Origin of the sequence: Paenibacillus sp. OK060 (genome assembly GCF_900101205.1) — a bacterium.
In the GTDB taxonomy this organism is placed as follows: Bacteria; Bacillota; Bacilli; order Paenibacillales; family Paenibacillaceae; genus Paenibacillus; species Paenibacillus marchantiae.
The window spans coordinates 49,858-67,861 of the sequence record NZ_FNFR01000012.1; the positions used below are offsets into that span (position 1 = coordinate 49,858).

Sequence of the window (18,004 nt, forward strand, 5' to 3'; positions counted from 1 at the left end):
CACATTCTCCTTATGAGTTCGGCTTAGTCTGGTGCATGGGCTCACATGGCTTTTCTGTAGTCGCTAGGCGCTACACCCACCACATTCTTGAACGCCCGATTGAAGGAATTGTAATTCGTATACCCAACTTCCTCACTGATCTCCTGAATGGCCTTATCCGTCTCCAGCATGAGCTGCTTCGCCTTCTCAATACGGTGACTAATCAGAAGATCCACGAACTTCTCACCAATTTCGTCCTTAAACAGCTTGCTTAAATATTTCGGATTGATATCAAATAGATCACTTAGATAATTCAGCGACAACTCGGGGTTGTTGTAGTTCTGTTCAATATACTTGCGAATTTCAAGAATATGAGATCGATGTTTTCTGGAGCAATGAAGCGTCTGCATCTCATCAGCCAGCTCACGGAAACCCTCCCAGCACAGCGCGCGTAAATCATCCAACGTCTCCCAACCTTCCAACCTAGGAAGAAGTGGTGTAAATACAGATGCCCATCGCTCCTGATACTCTCGTGGAAGTTCTGCGAACTCCCGGTTATAGTGCTGGAACAGCAATTGGACCGTATTCATAATCTCCTGGCGGGAGAGCACGGATTCATGGATCTGTTCGAACAAGCGATCAAAATGCTTCTCCCACACATCTTCCGAGAGTCGCATCGCCTGCACCAGCAAAGAGATCGTCTTCAGGAACTCATACACATCATTGGTTGAGCTCGGTACCTCCCCGCATGGAATGATCCGATTCATGCCGAGCACAGCCTTGTATTCCAAGGCATGCACCGCCTCCTTCAGCGAAGCTCTCAGACCACGGACATCCACTGCCACTCTTCCAATACCAATGGTTACGGTGAAGTTCAAATACTGCCCAACCCTGTCAAGATAACCGGAGAGCAGTCTCTGCTCGGTTTCCTCACCTTTCTCCATTTCGGGAATCCAGAGTATGGCATACAGACGCTGATCCGATATCCACTCTGCCCACACTTCGGTGCCCTCGTGCCTTGCACTCTCCTGCAGAATGCTGGATAACACGAATTTCAGAAGGGATTGATCCTGATTGTGGTACTCCTCCATGAACCGTGAATACTGATCAATCTCCACCACCATTACAGCCCATCGATCCTCTAACTGCGGGAGCTTGAACCTGCTCATCTCCGCTGTCAGTTCATTTCCAGTAAAGTCCCGCGTACCCTCCAGCAGCTCCTGAAAGAAATATTTCTTCTGCAAAATCAGGTTCTCTTCATGCTCCTCCTGATATTGCTTGGTTTGATCAATCATTCGCTCCAGCGTAGTCTGGATAAAACGGAACTCGTTATCCTTCGTATAACCCGCCCCTGACTGTTTCTGCGAAGCCACCGTCTCAATCAACGTGACAATCTGCTGGATGGGCTTGTAATTTCTCCGTGTCACATAGATCACCCACACCACACCAATCAGGACAACTGCAACGGCAAAAACAAACCAGATATTATAAAATTTCAGGGCAAATTTGACGATCTTGCCATTATTCAGTCCCGTCTGTACCTTCCAGCCGCTGTAGCTGGATGTAAACTCGGAGAATACTTCACCTGAGTCTGTTTTGGGAGAAACCGCTGTAATTCCATCCTGAATTCCTCCGTCCCACAGATTGCCACCCGAGCGATTGAAGATATTCACGAAGGTGAATTCAGGGTCATACATCTGCATGATGGATTTCTGCAAGGTCGGCAGATCGACGTTAACAACCACAAGACCCGTGCCGTTTCCGACACCGCGAATGAGTGTAATGACCTGTTTTCCTTCCTCTGTCGGGAATGCCTTAAAGGATCTCGCCCCCACCCACTTTTGCGTTGCCGCAGCACGACTGTCTTTAATAAACGCTGCATCCGGGAATTCCTCAATCGGCACTGCCTTGCCGTTGCTGAATACCGTATCGTCGTTGTATCTCACCAGATATATGGAATCAATCAGCGGATACTCTATTTTTAATTCATCAATAACCTGGACTGCTTGAATTCCGGCATACACATCCTCGCTTCCGGTTACCGAATAATAATTTTTCAGGTTGGGATTGGTCAAAATATCACGCAGCACCTTGAAGTCGATGGAGCGTAGTGAATTGTCCAAATATTGCGTTACCTGTGACGCCAGAAATTCATTGGCCTTGAGTGCTTCTCTCCGGTTCTGTTCATTAAATACCTGAAAGAAGATAATAAACAGGATTGTGGTCACGATAAAAAAAACAGGCAAATACGAAAGCAGCAAACGTCTAAACCAACTGTTGTTCATCTCCGAGGCCCCCCACCACTGTTTATACGCATGAGCATTTTGCATAAGTTAGAATGACAACCGCGCCAATCTGGTCGCTAAGTTTCCATAAATATTCAGTAAATTATATCGAATGAAGTGGGGTAGTCAAAAGGAGAAGACCGTCCCGATTCCTGTGTTGGCATCGGGACAGCCTCATTCATGAATCCATTAATCTTTATTGATTCTTCTCAATCGCACGCTGGTAAATCTCAAGGTAATTGCTGAGTCCCAGACCATCAAAACCTTTCACGTACGCTTCCCATTCCTTATCGATGCTCTTGCTGCCGATAATGAATTGAGCCATATTGGTCATCACGTAATCCTTGACGGCTGTCGTGAGCTGCGCAGCGGTTTCTGTATCTTCAGGACGGATAAATACGTTCGCAGGATAGACTTCTTTTGGCGCATAAGGTTCATATACATTGGTTGCTTGCGCTAGACGTGTACCGTAACCCTCCGCTTCCAGTGGGTTCTGACCTTCTGCAAAAAGATTCCGGAACGTATTGGACAAGTCATGTGCTCCGATCTGTGACCAACTCTCGTTGACTACAACATTTGGGTCACGCTCAGGCAGGTTGTAGTAGCTGTATTTGGCAGGCTCACCATTGATGTTTTTCTCATCGGCATCCGCCTTCTTCCAGCCTTTTCCTTCGGTCGGCCCGTACTCTGCATATAAAGCGCCTTCTTCACTGAACATATAATCTACAATTTTGATCGCGGCGATCTGTTGTGCTTCGGTCGCTTTATTGGTGATGGCGAACTCAAACTCACCTACGCTTTGCGTAGCGCCTGTCGTCTGCACACCATCTGGCCCTTTCAGTGGAGGCACGATGTCCCAGTGCTGGTGGCGGGTGATATCTTTGTCATATGTGTTCACGAGGTAGCTGACCAGCGCTGTCGTAATGGAGCCGACCACTTCATCGCCTTCCTTGTTACCCAACTGCCCGATTGCCTGATCGTTCTGTGTGAAGGAAGCCGGATCAATCAGGCCTTCTGCATACAGCTTATGCATGTACTCCAGCCCTTTTTTCCACTCTTCCTTATTCGCTGCAAAATCAACCTTGCCATCATTCACGATCAGATATTTATCGTTGTCATTATAGATAAAGCTGTTCATTAAATAGGCATCGATGTTGCCGTTCCACACGTACTTGTTGGGTGCACCCGTGAGTGGAATCTCATCGGCTTTGCCGTTGCCATTCGGGTCTTGTTCCTTGAACGCCTTCAGAACCGTGTAGAGTTCTTCTGTCGTGGTAGGCATTTTGAGACCCAGATTGTCCAGCCACTCGGTGTTAATCCAGTATTTCTGAGCGTACGTACAGTGGTAACATTCATTGAAAATCGGCAGAGCGTAGATGTTGCCATCCGGCGCAGTTACCGCTTCTTTGAAGTACGGCTTCTCCTCCATCATCTTGGACAGGTTCGGACCGTACTGCTTGATCAGATCCTGCAGCGGGAGGAACACGCCCTGTTTTCCGTATGTTTGAAGGTCTGAGGTCGTGAACTTGCCATGGAGGAACACTTCGGGATAATCCCCACTCGCCAGCAGCAACTGTCTGCGGTCTTGCAGAGCGTCCGTCGGGGCCAGATCCCATTTCAGGGTAACATCGAACTTGTCTTCGATAAATTTGGTGAACTCATTTTCTTCCATGGACGCTTTACCTTGTGGGGCAAAGAAGGTCATCGTTACCGGGCCACCGCTCTCCCCGCTACCGTCGCTCCCTGTACCCGCATCCTCGGATGAACCACATGCGGACAACAAAGCCATCGAAGCAAAGACCAGAAACAACATCGAAATCCAAGATTTTTTCAATCTGACTCCTCCTTTTTGTTGAAAACGGCATAACATTCTGATTGCGTACTCGTGTTAAACCTTATCCCGGAAGCCGGAGTGTTCCCCCACCTCCTTTCAAGTGACGTAACGGACGCAGATGACAAAGATCATCCTTTGAGCGAGCCAACCATAACCCCTTTAACAAAATGCTTCTGCACAAACGGGTACATGATGAGAATAGGAATACTGGCAACTACGATCAGTGCGTATTTCAGGACCTGCTCGAACCCCTGATCTCTTAGCTGCTGGCTCGTATTGGCCAACATTGCTGGGTCTGCGGCGTTTAGAATTAGCAGATTGCGCAGCACATACTGGAGTGGGAACAGCTTCTCGGAACGAAGATAGATCAGGGCATCAAAGTACGCATTCCAGTGGCCCACCGCATACATCAGGGTCATGACCGCCAGAATCGGCTTTGATAACGGAAGAACTACGCTGATCAAATACCGGATGTCCCGACATCCGTCCATTTCCGCCGCCTCCCCCAGCTCTTCCGGGATGGAAGATTGGAAGAAGGTTCTCGCTACGATAACTTGGAACACTGCGAGCGCCCCTGGCAGCCACATCGCCCAGCGTGTATCCAGCAGATGAAGGTCTTTCATCAAGAGATAGGTTGGAATCAGACCGCCATCAAAGAACATCGTGATCATCATGAAAATAATGATGGCACCCCGTCCGTAAAACGACTTGCGCGATAGCGGATACGCGAGCATGACCGTTAGCGCCACATTGATAAATGTGCCTACAACGGTATAGATGATCGTGTTGTAGAAACCAAGCATGAGCTGCTGGCTTTTGAAAATGGAGATATAGGCCTTGATGTTAAAGTCTACCGGGAACAGCCACACCTGACCGGATGTAACGGCACGCGAGGAGCTGAACGAAGAACTGATGATATACAAGAGCGGGTAAAACACTGTTAGAAGTATGGCGAACAGAAAGATATAGTTGAATGTCATGAAGATACGGTCACCGAGCGGGTCCTTGATCCGGTTACGATTCATCAGGTTAAACATGGATGAGCTCCTCCTTTACCACAAGCTGTTCTGGGATACTTTGCGGGAAATGCCGTTGACGATAACCAGCAGGATCAGGTTGATAACGGAGTTGAACAATCCTACCGCCGAGGAGAAGCTGAAGTTGGCCCCGATCAGACCGACCTTGTACACATACGTGGAGATGACTTCCGAAGCACTCGTGTTGAGCGGATTCTGCATTAGATATATTTTTTCAAAGCCCACGCCCATAATGCTGCCCAAACTCAGAATCAGCATGATGACGGTGACCGGTACGAGCGTTGGAAGATCGATATGCCAAATTTTCCGAAGCCTTGAAGCGCCGTCCATCTTCGCTGCCTCATAGAGGGATGGATCAACCCCAGCGAGAGCCGCGATATAAATGATCGATGAATAGCCCATGCCTTGCCAGACACCCGACCACACATAGATGGATTTGAAGTATTCGGGAATGCCCATAAAGTTGGTCATCGGGAAACCCAGGAAGGTAAATAGCTTGTCTACAACACCCACATGCGGTGACAGCATCAGAATGATAATGGATACCATAACGACTGTGGAGATAAAATGCGGAGCGTACGTGACCATCTGGACGGTCTTTTTAAAGTAACCTGTTCGGATCTCATTCAGCGCGAGCGCCAGCAGGATCGGAATGGGAAATCCGGCGAGTAACGAGTAGAAACTGATCCCAATCGTATTTTTGATCAGCAGCCAGAAGTTTGGGGATTCAAAAAAGGCTTCAAAGTGTTTCAGTCCAACCCATGGGCTGCCCCAGATTCCTTTGACGACACTGAAGTCTTTGAAGGCAATCTGTACACCGACCATTGGAATGTACTTGAAGATCAATAGATACAATACGGGAGGAAGCACCAGTAGATAGAGCTCCCAATGCTTTTTTAGGCTTCTGATAAATGGATGCTGTCGCTTGGGCTCTGCGTCATTCCTTCCTTGCTGGAACTCCACCGGTGCAGGTATGCTTTCCGTAGCTCGACTCATTCGCGTCACTCCTTCTACACCTTAAGTGTAATAATACATTACATTTACATCCCTTAAACATCCTTTTCTTTGACTCTTTTTTCTGTAATAGTGTCATCCGTGTGAAGATTAATGTCAGGTAACGCTTTCTTAAATCGATAGTACCTTGAGCGGTGTTCTTTTATCAATTTGCAATTTTCTCCCACCTCTCCTTATTCCCAAAACCCTTGCCGGACAAGGGAAAATCGTCCTTTAGGATAGGTATATCGCAAAAATCACCAACCCAAAAAATCCCGGGGGACTTTAAAAGTCCCCCGGGATTTGAAGTATAGATTTATTGGTTTGTGAACAATCTGAACGTCAGCGTGATAGGTGCTACTTCTGTAACTACCGCTTGCGGCAACTCTACAGCAAGTCCATCTTCTGTCCGTTGGAATGACAGCACATCATCTGTGCCGACGAATTCAATTCGCTCCACCTTTTCCACATATGGAATGATTACCTGTGATTGTACTGCCTCGTTCTCGCTTCTGTACAGACGGAAGGCATACGATACGTTGAGATCTTCCTTACGTGTAAAGGCCCACTCTCCTGTGAAGTATGGTCCGCAAATCCGCGTACCATAGATGCCCTCCCCGTGAGTACCGATCCATTCTCCGAGGGCTTTAATGCTTCGCACTGCCCCTTTTGGAAGACGCCCGTCCGGTTGTGGCCCCACATTCAGCGCCAAATTACCGCCCTTGGATACTACCTCAAGCAGAATATGCGCCAGCTGTCTTGCTGATTTATACTGATCATCATATCCAAACGCAAAGGAATTGCCCACCGTGATGCAGCTCTCCCAAGGAATATTCATTGGATGCTCAGGGATGGTCTGTTCCGGAGTTACGATATTCTCATACGGTCCACCTACTGTGCGATCTGCTGCGAGGAGCCACGGCTGTGTTGTCTGACGCGCCCGCTCCACCACTTCGCCCAATCGAATATCCTGACCGTGGCGTCCTTCACGTACCCAGCCTGCATCCAGCCACAGACATTCGATTCGTCCGTAGTTGGTCAGCAGTTCCATAATTTGCTCATGCGTGAACTCCACGAATTTCTCCCACAGCCATGGATACGCTTTCGGGTCATAGGATGGTCCACGCCACATATGGCTTCCCCGCTCCATGCCAGGTGTCCAGTAATATGGCGTATGCCAGTCCGCTTTGGAGAAGTAAGCTGAGATCCCAAGCCCCTTGGCACGAAAAGCGTCAAAAAGCGCCCGGCAAATGTCCGCATACTTATGAGTGTGAAAAGGAGTATCCTTGCCCGTGATGCGATAATCGGTGGTATGTGTATCCCACATGCAGAAACCATCATGATGTTTGGTGGTGAACAGGAAATATTTGAACCCGTTATCAGCGGCCATCTGTGCCCACTCTTCAGGCTGAAAGCGAATGGGATTGAAGGTTTTGTTGAGATCAAAGTATTCTTGCTTGAAATGCTCCATGTCGTCAGTCCAGTCGATATCATTGCGCGACCAATCGCCATCCTCATCACTTAGCGCCCAGGACTCCACGAGTCCAAGTTGGGAATAGGGACCCCAATGCATCATCAGCCCCAGCTTCTGATCCTTGAACCACTCCAGACGTTCATTCAGCAACGGATCTTCAGGCTTCACCCATTCCTCTTCTTTGCTAAAGTTATGCACCCCAGCTTCGACGACCTGTTCTTCCTGTTCCAGCACCGTATCTTTGGTTTCGCTCATCCCGTTCATCTCCTTCGGATTGGATGTCATACGTTGAAAAGGTAGCTTTACACAGGTCACTGCGCGGTCAAAACAATCTTCCGATCGCTGTTATCCCCAGATTTTTTCGATTCCCTTTCCTAAGGGGAAAATCCGGGGATAAAGGCGAGCGCTTCGCTTCTTCAGATTCGTTCTGCCCTCTCCGTTATTGTGTAAATGTTTCGTTCAACTAAGAAAGACATATTAAGCCCAGTCATTTCGATAGCAGTGCATTCTTCAGATTGGTTCTGCACTCTCCGTTTTGGCTTAAACGTTCAGTTTCAACTTATAAAGACCTATAAGCCCAGTCATTTCGATTGCAGTGCATTCTTCAGATTGGTTCTAACTCCGTTTTGGCGAAATGTTTGGTTCAACAAGTATAGACTTGTTAGACCTCACTACTTCGAGTGGCGTTGCCATTTTCGGATCGCAACACCATATCTACAGTGAAATTTCGCGTCCTTCACGTGCGGACTCGTAGATGGCACAAAGGATTTTCATGATTTCAACGCCATCCTCAACGGGGCTTAGTGTCTCTTTGCGCCCTTGGGCACTGTCGATAAAATGATTGACTTCATTACGGAATGAACCTGCGAAATCAAGGGATTTGAAATCCACCTGCGGCGTCATGTTCAAAATGGTATCGAATTTCTCACCGATCAGTGAAATTTCCGGTTCCAGTTCAGCGCCACCTTTATCGCCATAGAGTCTGACCGAAGTTTCATCCTGCTTCGCGTGCAGTGTGAAGCTTACATCCACCAGCAGGCTTGCCCCGTTCTCGAAACGAATCAACGCATTAGCCATATCCTCCACGGTGTTTTTGTTCGCATCATAATCCGCAGCCTGGTAAAATGACAAATTACGGATATTGGCACGGTTACCCAATCGATTGGAGACATTCGCAGAAACGGTTTTCACTTTCGGTTTGCCCATCAGGTACCAGGAGATATCAATAATGTGCACGCCAATATCGATCAACGGGCCCCCGCCAGAACGCTCCACATCTGCAAACCATCCACCCGGATTGCCCAAACGCCGCAGACAGGATGCCTTGGCATAGTAGATCTCTCCCAGCTCACCTTCATCAATGAACTTCTTCAGGATCTGCGCATTGTCGCTATAACGGCGTACAAAGCCAACTTGAAGCAGCTTTCCACTGCGATGAACAGCCTTCTCCACTTCCAACGCATCTTCTACCGTCTGACAGAGCGGCTTCTCGCAAAGTACGTTTTTACCAGCATCCAGAGCAGCAATGCTGATCTCGGCATGTGTATCATTCCAGGTACAGATGCTGACCGAATGGATTTCAGGTAGTGCCAGGAGTTCCTTATAATCGGTGAATACATGGGTAGCGTTATATTTTTTCGCCGCTTCCTGGGCACGTGCTTCATTCAGGTCGCATATAGCGTATATTTCAACTTCGGGATTACTGTCATACGCTTGTAAATGAAAATCGGAAATTGAACCTGCACCGATAACGGCAATTTTAAGTTTGGACATGGATTTTCCCTCCATAATAAGTTGAATGATGGTCATATCAGTTGATTCAAAACATATGATAATCGGCTTAACGTAACTACGGTGAATGTTTGGACTTTCGGCCGCTGTTGTCTACAGATTTCTTGTATCAACTGCTCTCAGCAGTTGAAATCCGCAGACAAAGGCGGACGCTACCGCTCCTACAGTTCCAAACTTCACCTCTGTTACTTCAGCCTTACATATAAAAATTGATTCCACTTATATAGTAGTAAGTAGCTGCTTATACTTCCTCCCAGAAGCGGCGGACGTTATCCATCGCGATTCGGGATGCTGTTTTGCAATTTTCCATACCTTCAAATTCTACAGAGATGTATCCGTCGTAACCGGACTGCTTCAACACACGGAATACTTCCGGCATGTCGATATCCCCGTGACCCACAATCGCTCCGCGCAGGTAATTGCCGTGTGCGGTCTGGAACCAGCCCTCTCCGGGATTACGGTAGGAAGGTCTCCGATAGAAATCTTTGGCGTGCACCATGGATGCATAAGGAATGTTGTTTTTAACAGCGCTAACCGGGTCTTCATCCACACACAGGAAGTTGCCGATATCCAGCGTTGTCTTGAAGTTCTCACGTGCCGTCTCATGCACCAACCGCCGGACTCGCTCACTGGACTGCACATAGTAACCATGATTCTCCACACTTGTGGTAATGCCGTGACTCGCTGCGTAATCGGCAATTCGCTGACAGGCCTTCACCAGAACAGGCAGATCCGCCTCAAACTGAGCGACAGTGCCCTCCTGTGCAGGACGAAACGCAACATCATGGCGCATTCTAGTAACGCCAAGTGCGGCAGCGACATCCACATGCTTCATGACAGTAGCAATCTCATTTTCAAGTGCATCCGGGCCTTCTCTAGTAACGAAGTTGGCACCTATTGCGTAATTGGAAATATCAATTCCCACGTCTTGCGCAGCCTCTCGAATCTGGTCAATTAATTCCGGTTGGTCGATCAGGCTGTACCCGATCGGAACAATCTCCACATGTTCTCCGCCCTGCTCGGCGATGTAACGGATGGCGTCGGGTACAGTCAGTTCCTTGGCATCCAATGCCTGTTGCAAACTGTATGTGCTGAGTCCTACTTTCATATCCTCTCATCCTCTCCTGCTGGTGTGTGGCTCTACCTCACATATACCTTTTTCCATAAGATCATACAATTACCAATAATCGTTTGCTACTCTATTTTCCATGGGATGAATCCAAAATCGGCTTATCTACAAATGTTACGGCTCAATCGCCAGCTTCATGCACCTCTTGTTTGCTCAGATATACACCCAGCCAGGACAACGTTGGATACCATCTGGATTCATGAATGGTCAGACGAATAGTTCTGGCGGTAAAAGGTTCGAAACTACAGATTCGTTTATGACCAACAATCGTGCCGCGATACAGCTCCTGCCAATCCCCACCCTCACCCTTTGCCTCCAGCGTAAACCGCTCAATTCGTTGGCCTGAACGGATATGCTCCATGAGAACAACTCGGTCGAACCGCTTTTCCTCCGGCAGCTCTACTTCCAGCCAAGCCAGTTCAGTTCCTTCAGATGGGCACCAGAACGTATCAGATTCCTCAAGCAATACCTGGGTAGCCACATGTTCATCACCCATGGTATCCGATGCCTGAATTCTCGCCCCAACAGCTAGACTTTGTCGATAAGTACTGCGCAAAAAGTCTCCGAGTTGCTGCAGCCGCTCAATATCCTGTTCGTGAATAAGGCCGCGTCGATCTGGTGGAAGGTTTAGTAGAAAATTGGCGTTGCCGCCAACCGCTCCATCATAGATGCCAAGCAGTTCCTCCAGCGATTTGACTTGATCGTCCTCGCTTGCATGATAGAACCAACCCGGACGGATGGATGTATTCACTTCTGCGGGATACCAGATGAGCTTGCCCTCATGTTGCCGGATCACTTCCCGACTCCCCAAATCGGCATCCTGTGTATTAATTCTGCTGGCAAACTCACCATCATCCACCTGCTGCGATTGCTCCTGGATCTTCTCATTATCTTGCAAGTAGGCAGGTACGACGCTCCATTCCGAAGTCCGGGTATGACCTGCCTCATTGCCGCACCAGCGAACATCCGGTCCACATACCGAGATTACAGTCTCTGGCTGCAACTCCCGGATCAGCGCATAATAGGAATCCCAATCGTAGACCTGCCTTTTCCCATTCGGCCCCTCTCCGCAAGCTCCGTCGAACCACACGCAGAAAAGTTCACCATATTGGGTTAACAGCTCACGTAGCTGATTTTTGAAAAATTCGTTGTATCGCTCTGAATCTCCGTAGGATGCTTCATGACGGTCCCAAGGAGACAGATAGATACCGAACTTCAACCCGCCTTCACGGCAGGCATCGGCAACTTCTTTCACCAGATCACCCGTACCATTTCGCCAAGGGCTGGCGGCTACCGTATGTTTCGTGTACTGGCTTGGCCACAAACAAAACCCGTCGTGATGCTTGCATGTGAGAATTAATCCGGTCATACCGGCAGATTTGCACGCCTGAACCCATTGCCGGGCACTCAGATGAGAAGGGTTAAAGATATCGGGATCTTCATTCCCCGTTCCCCACTCCTGATCTGTAAACGTATTCATGGTAAAATGAATAAATGCATAGAACTCCATCTCCTGCCATTTCAGCTGACGTTCTGATGGCACGACCTGTGCTGCTGCCTTCACCCAATCGGTTGTATTTACTGGATTCCTCTCCTCTCATGCCGGTTCTCTGTCCGCTTTCCGTCAAATGCCATAAAGGACCGACAGAGCAGAGCATCTCCAGCGGTCCTTAATTATGTTCATCTGTCGTTGAAAGTCAGCTGCCTGATTGCAATTTGATCCCTGTGCCACGAAGACTCTACCAATCTCAGCGGAACGATCCACGAACCCTCCTGCTGTCCCCACATCCTGCTCACCACATCCATTGCCTTTTCATGCTTGCCTGCAAACCATGCCGCCATAACCTTCATGAATGGGTCTCCTTTCGGAAAATGATGGGTTAGCCATTGGAGTAATCACATTTGTTATTTTCGTTATCATAAAAATGTTATTTTTTTATTCATAAACAGTCTAAGACGTTATGAATGAAACGTCAATACACAAAAAAGACACCCCTAAGGGTGCCTCTCTCTTGATCAATATCGAATATTATTATGTTCATTTTCGCTTTGCCTTTGTCATTCGATTAAACATGATCAGTGCAGCAATCAACATGGCAACAATTGCGATATTACTTGCTGCATCATGCGACATGCCGAACAGAACGCCCAGATTGGTAACCAGGCCTCTGACAATCAGCGCAACCGCAATCAGCAGAATGGGGCTCCAAAAATTATACCTTCTCATCCTTCGCAACACTCCTGACCAGATTGTTCAGAAATTCCGGATCTCATAACACAATCATAACAGTCGTCATGTTCAGTTACAACAGATCAGACGATCCTGCGTTACACTTGTTTGAATTCGATCCAGTCGATCTGCAGACCTGGTTTGGTGAAGTCCAGCTTCAATTCGTACAAGCCTGCTTCCAGCTCCACTTTAACAAGTTTCTGTCTGATCCACTTACCTTCAGTACCATTGGTCTGAATGGTCGTCATCAATTGATCATTGAGAATCACATTACATGCACTTTGAGCCAGTTCCGGCTCAGGAGACATAATCTGTACAATAATCCGATATTGACCTGCTTCATCCACTTTCATGTAGACAGGTTCGCCCACAACGGGTTTGACCTGTGCATCATTAGCCAGCACTTGTGCCTGCTCTGAGGAAAGTGAAGCATTCGCTTGGAATGAAGCGACATTCTCTACAATCTCATGTTTTCTGGAGAAGACAGGTGCATTCATGATGAACTCACAAATATTCATAGCCGAGCGCTGAAGCTCTCCGCGTGTCAACGTCCCATTTTCCAGAGATTCGATCGTGTTATCATCCCAGCCGTTGATTTCTGCGCCATAGTTAGGTACAACCATGTACAGATCGTTTTGAGCGCGAACCATCCAGTTGGTGTTTTTCCGATCTGCTGGTCCACCTTCAATGCCATCGTTCATAATAGCCCACCAGTCGGTCATCACGATACCTTGGAAGCCCCACTCCCCACGAAGAATGGTCGTGTTCAGATCGTAGTTCGAAGCCGCCCAATGTCCATTAATCGGATTGTAGGAGGTCATGATCGAGTTCGCACCGCCTTCTTTCACGGCAATCTCGAACCCTTTCAGATAGATCTCACGCAATGCACGTTCAGATACAACAGCATCCACTTTACTGCGATGTTTCTCCTGATTGTTGCAGGCGAAATGTTTCAGTGTAGCATTAGAGCCACCCTTCATGATTCCTTTTGTGCAAGCAGCAGCAAATACACCAGAAATCAACGGATCTTCTGAGAAATACTCAAAGTTACGTCCATTCATCGGACTCCGGCGAATATTCAATCCAGGCCCGAGCAATGCATCCACCTGATTTCTCAGCAATTCCTGACCTTCCATCACATACAGCTCTTCGACGAGTTCTGCATTCCATGTTGCGGCCAGCAAAGTTCCAATGGAAACTTGTGTAGCCTTCTCCCCGCTATCCATACGAATACCGGATGGACCATCTGCAGTACATGCAACAGGGATTCCGTAATTGAACAGACTGTCACTCACGCCGCCAAATGCGGAAGCTGTACCCGATGTAACGAGCGGGCTGCTCATACCTTCGCCTCTTACAATGGCTGCCAGATCCTGATCACTCAGTTGGGCAATAAATGCTTCCAGGCTGACTTTGCCATCCTTCACATCTCTCAGCTTGTAGCCCTGATTGCCCGTTTGCTCCAGCGTTTGCGGTAAGCATTGTTCAATTCGTTCAGCCATGGATACTTGGCGCGTCGGTACATCTGCAAAAATCAGCTCGTAAGATCCGTCTTCTTTGCGCGCTCCCGGCTTCATTCTCGTAAAGCCTTCAGTCGGTGCCATTGCCTCCTGGAGCTGTTCCACGAGTTGAATCGTTTCTACGACGTAGCCATCTTGGCCATCAATGCTGACATGCTCCACATTTTTGACACTGGTTCCTACGTACAAACGATATGTTCCTGGCTCAAGTACATACGCCGATGCATGTCCTGTTACGCCAGCATCATCATAGGAAGCCATGGAATCCACAGGGAAGCTCACGGTCAGGCGCTGAGACTCACCTGGCTGAAGCAGATTCGTTTTGCCGAATGCCACCAGAGCTTTTGCAGGTTTCCCTAATTGACCTTGTGGGGCTTCATAATAGATCTGCACTACTTCTTTACCGGCATAGGTCGTGCCCGTATTGGTTACGGTTACATTCACCTTAATGCTATTTTCTCCGTCTTGGGAGATCAATTTTGCGTCTTCTGCCTTGGTTGTGAACGTGGTATAGGACAAGCCGTATCCAAATTCAAATTGTACTTTTTCAGGTCGAAACGTTTCGAAATAACGGTAGCCTACGTAGATATCTTCTTGATAAAGGTTCTTAAACTCATTCCCGTAATTGCTTGTGGAAGGATAATCTTCAATGGAATACGCAATCGTATCGGTCAATTTACCACTTGGTGTAACGTCTCCGGCCAGTACATCGGCGATCGCATTACCACCCTCCATACCGCCATGCCACGAGTAAATGACACTTTGGATCGGATGAACGTAACTTTCATCATTCAACCAGCTCATGTCCATGATGTTCGATACATTCAACACGACGATCGTTTGTTCAAAATGATTCGTGACCTGCTTCAGCATCGCTTTCTCATCTTCCGTCAACCGGTAGCTGCCTGGTGCATCCACATTATCCTGATCTTCGCCTGCTGTTCGTCCAATCACCACGATTGCTTTGCTGGATTTACTTCTGGCTTGGGATACCACTTCATCCGTTAAAGGCATTTCTTTCTGATTCCAAGGCTCTGCTGCCCATACTTTTCCACCGTCATCAAACGGGTTTTCTTCAATCCATTTTTCATAGACAGCTGCCAATTCTTCATTAACTGTAAGTCCTTTTTTGCTACGCAGACCATCCAGCAAATTGGTTGTATACGCCACATGAACGCTGCCGCCTGAGCCTGTACCACTGCGATAATAGTTGACTTGAATCCGTCCAAACACTGAAACGTTTTCGTCTTTACGAATCGGAAGAGCCTGTCCTTCATTCTTCAAAAGCACTGCGCCTTCAGCGGCAACCGTGCGGCTAAACTCTGCAAACCCTTCCAATGGAACTCCGATTTGATGTGTGCTCAATGATTTCCCTCCTGATTGTCATCTCCATACCCACGAATCACTATATATATTCGTTAATCTGGTAGATTCACTTGTATCTAGTCTCATATTAACAGATTCTATAGTAGAAAATAAATCAGGTTAAACGTTTTTTCTCACAGTGGACATGATTTTACGATTATCCAACTAAAAAAGCCACGAACGTCATTCGTTCGTGACTTTTATTCTTGTGCGACCTATGCATTAGGTCGTTAATTTGGCGTAGACAAGGAAGAACACCATGTTCTCTCCCACGATTGCATAATTAGGCACCCGATAGATCAGATCCACAACGATAAACGCGGCCATTATCCCCAGCATAAACACCAAGTGACGCGGACGTAACCGCAGATGAGCATGCCTGTATCGGTGGAATACCAGCGAGGTGGACAGAAAATACAGCAGAACTGAACCAAAAACAAAGGCCAACATGAAACCATAATGTAGTTCATTCAGGTATAAAAGTTGAATAGAAGCGGCAATCATGCTCATGGATATATAGATGAACAGATGGCCGTATATGATCGCTTGCCCGGCGGTCTGAATTTCTTTGCTGACCTTTTTCTCAACATTATCAAAATACTGCCACCACATCGCAATCACGAATATGGATGTAAACGCCGCGAACAGAACAGATCGTACATCCCAGTGATCCATTTGCAGCACGGCAATGATACTGACGACCGACTCACCCAGCAGGATGAGAGTGAACAGAGCGAAACGTTCCAATAAATGATGCGTGTGTATCGGAACCTTCACCAGATTTTTGCGTCCGATGAGCGGGAGAATGATATCCACGGCAATTCCCACGTACAAAATCGCATATCGCAGCCATGAATCAAAGAACAGGGAACCTGTTGAGATCAATATGCCGATGATGAAGCATACGCCCAGATAACGAGCGGCTTTTTGTTGATGTTCGCTTTTGGAATTATGAATCATAAAATATTGAATGGCTGTCAATGCCCTCGAACCGATATAACCCGCAAAGAAAGGAAGATAGTATTGATCAAAATCAACCGAGAGACTCGCCGTCATCACCAGAACAGACAGGAGTTGAAGGATAAGAAAGACTCGATGGATGAAGATATCCTGACCATAACGGTTAATGAATAGGGTCTGACCGACCCATGCCCACCAGACAGGAATAAAAATCAAAACGAATTTCATCAGATATTCAAACGAAATCACGCCGTGTTCGGCATGCAGCAGGACATGCCCCGCTTTGGAGACCGCTGCTACAAAAAGCAAATCATAGAACAACTCCAGCCAGGTAACCTTTTTCTCCATCATCCTTCAATGCTCCTTTTGGTTAAACTCTTATCAAAAAGATTGCTTATTCTTGCCTCTTGTTTAACGTGCCATCATAGAATGCGAAGGCTCTAACGTTCTTACTTGGATCGGCTGCAAATTGCCTTCAATTTGGGCACGATATGGCTCAAACCACTCAGGCAGCATGAGTTTCTGTCCGAGCGACTCCGCTGGCTCATCTTTCGCGAATCCAGGAGGATCGGTAGCAATTTCGAACAAGATTCCGCCAGTTTCTCTGAAATAGATTGCGTTAAAATATTGACGGTCCCGAACTGGGGTTGGCTGATAGCCGTACTGTTGTACAGCTTCTCTCCACTGCTCGTGTTCTGCAAAATCTTTGGCCCGCCACGCAATATGGTGGACCGTCCCTGCTCCGCCTGCCCCCAAAGCCATCCGGGTGACAGGAACATCCACGATATTACCGATATCTCCGAAGGACCGGAATCGTACATACTCCTCATCTTCATCTACTTTGGTGAATCCGAGTATTTTGTCCAGCGCATCCATCGTTCTCTGCGGATTGACGCTGAATAGCACGGCACCTCCAAATCCTTTGATGGCTTTGTCCGCTGGAATGCCTTCATGCACCCAGGTGCTGGCTGGGCCCTCTTCACGTTCAACCAGTTCCAGACGCAAGCCCTCACTGTCTTCGAATTGCAGCAGCTCTTCGTTAAAACGACTTGTTTTGGTTACCTCAATGTTATACTGCTCCAGCCGATCCTGCCAGAAGCCAATAGTCCCAGGTGGAATCACATATGAGGTGATGCCGACCTGACCGCCACCAATTTTGCCTCGTGGTGATCCGGCTGATGGGAAGAACGTGATAATGGTACCTGGACTTCCGTTCTCATCCCCAAAGTACAGATGGTACACATCCGGTGCATCGAAGTTGATTGTTTTTTTCACAAGCCGAAGTCCCAGAACTCCAGCATAAAAGTCGACATTGGCCTGCGGATCTCCCGCAAAAGCTGTAATATGGTGAATACCTGCAGTTTGAATGGTCATCATCATTTCCTCCTAGGTTTATAGATCATTTAT

The 18,004-nt window shown here is 47.7% G+C and carries 13 protein-coding genes; all 13 read right to left on the bottom strand.

Annotated features, from left to right (window positions below):
- Window positions 1-41: 41 nt before the first annotated feature.
- Complete coding sequence (locus tag BLS14_RS29430) at window positions 42-2,264, bottom strand: helix-turn-helix domain-containing protein (protein WP_176854836.1); 2,223 nt, start codon at window positions 2,262-2,264, stop codon at window positions 42-44.
- A 196-nt stretch (window positions 2,265-2,460) separates the two neighbouring features.
- A complete protein-coding gene (locus BLS14_RS29435) occupies window positions 2,461-4,098 on the bottom strand; it encodes a type 2 periplasmic-binding domain-containing protein (RefSeq protein WP_090955354.1) in 1,638 nt (545 codons plus the stop codon).
- 128 nt (window positions 4,099-4,226) lie between these two features.
- Window positions 4,227-5,135, bottom strand: coding sequence for a carbohydrate ABC transporter permease (locus tag BLS14_RS29440; protein WP_231952803.1), 909 nt, complete (start codon window positions 5,133-5,135; stop codon window positions 4,227-4,229).
- Window positions 5,136-5,150: 15 nt separating this feature from the next.
- Entirely contained in the window at window positions 5,151-6,131 is a 981-nt protein-coding gene (locus tag BLS14_RS29445; RefSeq protein WP_090955356.1) for an ABC transporter permease, read from the bottom strand.
- Between the two features lie 313 nt (window positions 6,132-6,444).
- Complete coding sequence (locus tag BLS14_RS29450; protein WP_090955358.1) at window positions 6,445-7,857, bottom strand: alpha-L-fucosidase; 1,413 nt, start codon at window positions 7,855-7,857, stop codon at window positions 6,445-6,447.
- A gap of 459 nt (window positions 7,858-8,316) precedes the next feature.
- On the bottom strand, window positions 8,317-9,375 hold the full coding sequence (locus BLS14_RS29455; protein WP_090955360.1) for a Gfo/Idh/MocA family protein: 1,059 nt from the start codon (window positions 9,373-9,375) through the stop codon (window positions 8,317-8,319).
- Window positions 9,376-9,634: 259 nt separating this feature from the next.
- On the bottom strand, window positions 9,635-10,501 hold the full coding sequence (locus tag BLS14_RS29460) for a sugar phosphate isomerase/epimerase family protein (protein WP_090955361.1): 867 nt from the start codon (window positions 10,499-10,501) through the stop codon (window positions 9,635-9,637).
- A 142-nt stretch (window positions 10,502-10,643) separates the two neighbouring features.
- Window positions 10,644-12,086, bottom strand: coding sequence for an alpha-L-fucosidase (locus BLS14_RS29465; RefSeq protein WP_256336745.1), 1,443 nt, complete (start codon window positions 12,084-12,086; stop codon window positions 10,644-10,646).
- A 116-nt stretch (window positions 12,087-12,202) separates the two neighbouring features.
- On the bottom strand, window positions 12,203-12,373 hold the full coding sequence (locus tag BLS14_RS32840; protein ID WP_157258557.1) for a hypothetical protein: 171 nt from the start codon (window positions 12,371-12,373) through the stop codon (window positions 12,203-12,205).
- Between the two features lie 187 nt (window positions 12,374-12,560).
- The gene (locus BLS14_RS29470) at window positions 12,561-12,749 is read right to left on the bottom strand and encodes a hypothetical protein (protein ID WP_024629467.1); all 189 of its coding nucleotides are present in this window, start codon (window positions 12,747-12,749) and stop codon (window positions 12,561-12,563) included.
- A 101-nt stretch (window positions 12,750-12,850) separates the two neighbouring features.
- The gene (locus BLS14_RS29475) at window positions 12,851-15,637 is read right to left on the bottom strand and encodes a glycoside hydrolase family 3 C-terminal domain-containing protein (RefSeq protein WP_090955363.1); all 2,787 of its coding nucleotides are present in this window, start codon (window positions 15,635-15,637) and stop codon (window positions 12,851-12,853) included.
- A 222-nt stretch (window positions 15,638-15,859) separates the two neighbouring features.
- Window positions 15,860-16,948, bottom strand: coding sequence for a low temperature requirement protein A (locus BLS14_RS29480; protein ID WP_090955365.1), 1,089 nt, complete (start codon window positions 16,946-16,948; stop codon window positions 15,860-15,862).
- 60 nt (window positions 16,949-17,008) lie between these two features.
- Complete coding sequence (locus BLS14_RS29485; RefSeq protein WP_090955367.1) at window positions 17,009-17,971, bottom strand: ring-cleaving dioxygenase; 963 nt, start codon at window positions 17,969-17,971, stop codon at window positions 17,009-17,011.
- Between the last annotated feature and the right edge of the window lie 33 nt (window positions 17,972-18,004).

Coding starts and splice junctions, on each gene's coding strand:
- BLS14_RS29440 (WP_231952803.1), bottom strand. CDS start 5,135: ATGTTTAACCTGATGAATCGTAACCGGATCAAGGACCCGCTCGGTGAC.
- BLS14_RS29450 (WP_090955358.1), bottom strand. CDS start 7,857: ATGAGCGAAACCAAAGATACGGTGCTGGAACAGGAAGAACAGGTCGTC.
- BLS14_RS29430 (WP_176854836.1), bottom strand. CDS start 2,264: ATGAACAACAGTTGGTTTAGACGTTTGCTGCTTTCGTATTTGCCTGTT.
- BLS14_RS32840 (WP_157258557.1), bottom strand. CDS start 12,373: ATGAAGGTTATGGCGGCATGGTTTGCAGGCAAGCATGAAAAGGCAATG.
- BLS14_RS29485 (WP_090955367.1), bottom strand. CDS start 17,971: ATGACCATTCAAACTGCAGGTATTCACCATATTACAGCTTTTGCGGGA.
- BLS14_RS29480 (WP_090955365.1), bottom strand. CDS start 16,948: ATGATGGAGAAAAAGGTTACCTGGCTGGAGTTGTTCTATGATTTGCTT.
- BLS14_RS29455 (WP_090955360.1), bottom strand. CDS start 9,375: ATGTCCAAACTTAAAATTGCCGTTATCGGTGCAGGTTCAATTTCCGAT.
- BLS14_RS29460 (WP_090955361.1), bottom strand. CDS start 10,501: ATGAAAGTAGGACTCAGCACATACAGTTTGCAACAGGCATTGGATGCC.
- BLS14_RS29470 (WP_024629467.1), bottom strand. CDS start 12,749: ATGAGAAGGTATAATTTTTGGAGCCCCATTCTGCTGATTGCGGTTGCG.
- BLS14_RS29445 (WP_090955356.1), bottom strand. CDS start 6,131: ATGAGTCGAGCTACGGAAAGCATACCTGCACCGGTGGAGTTCCAGCAA.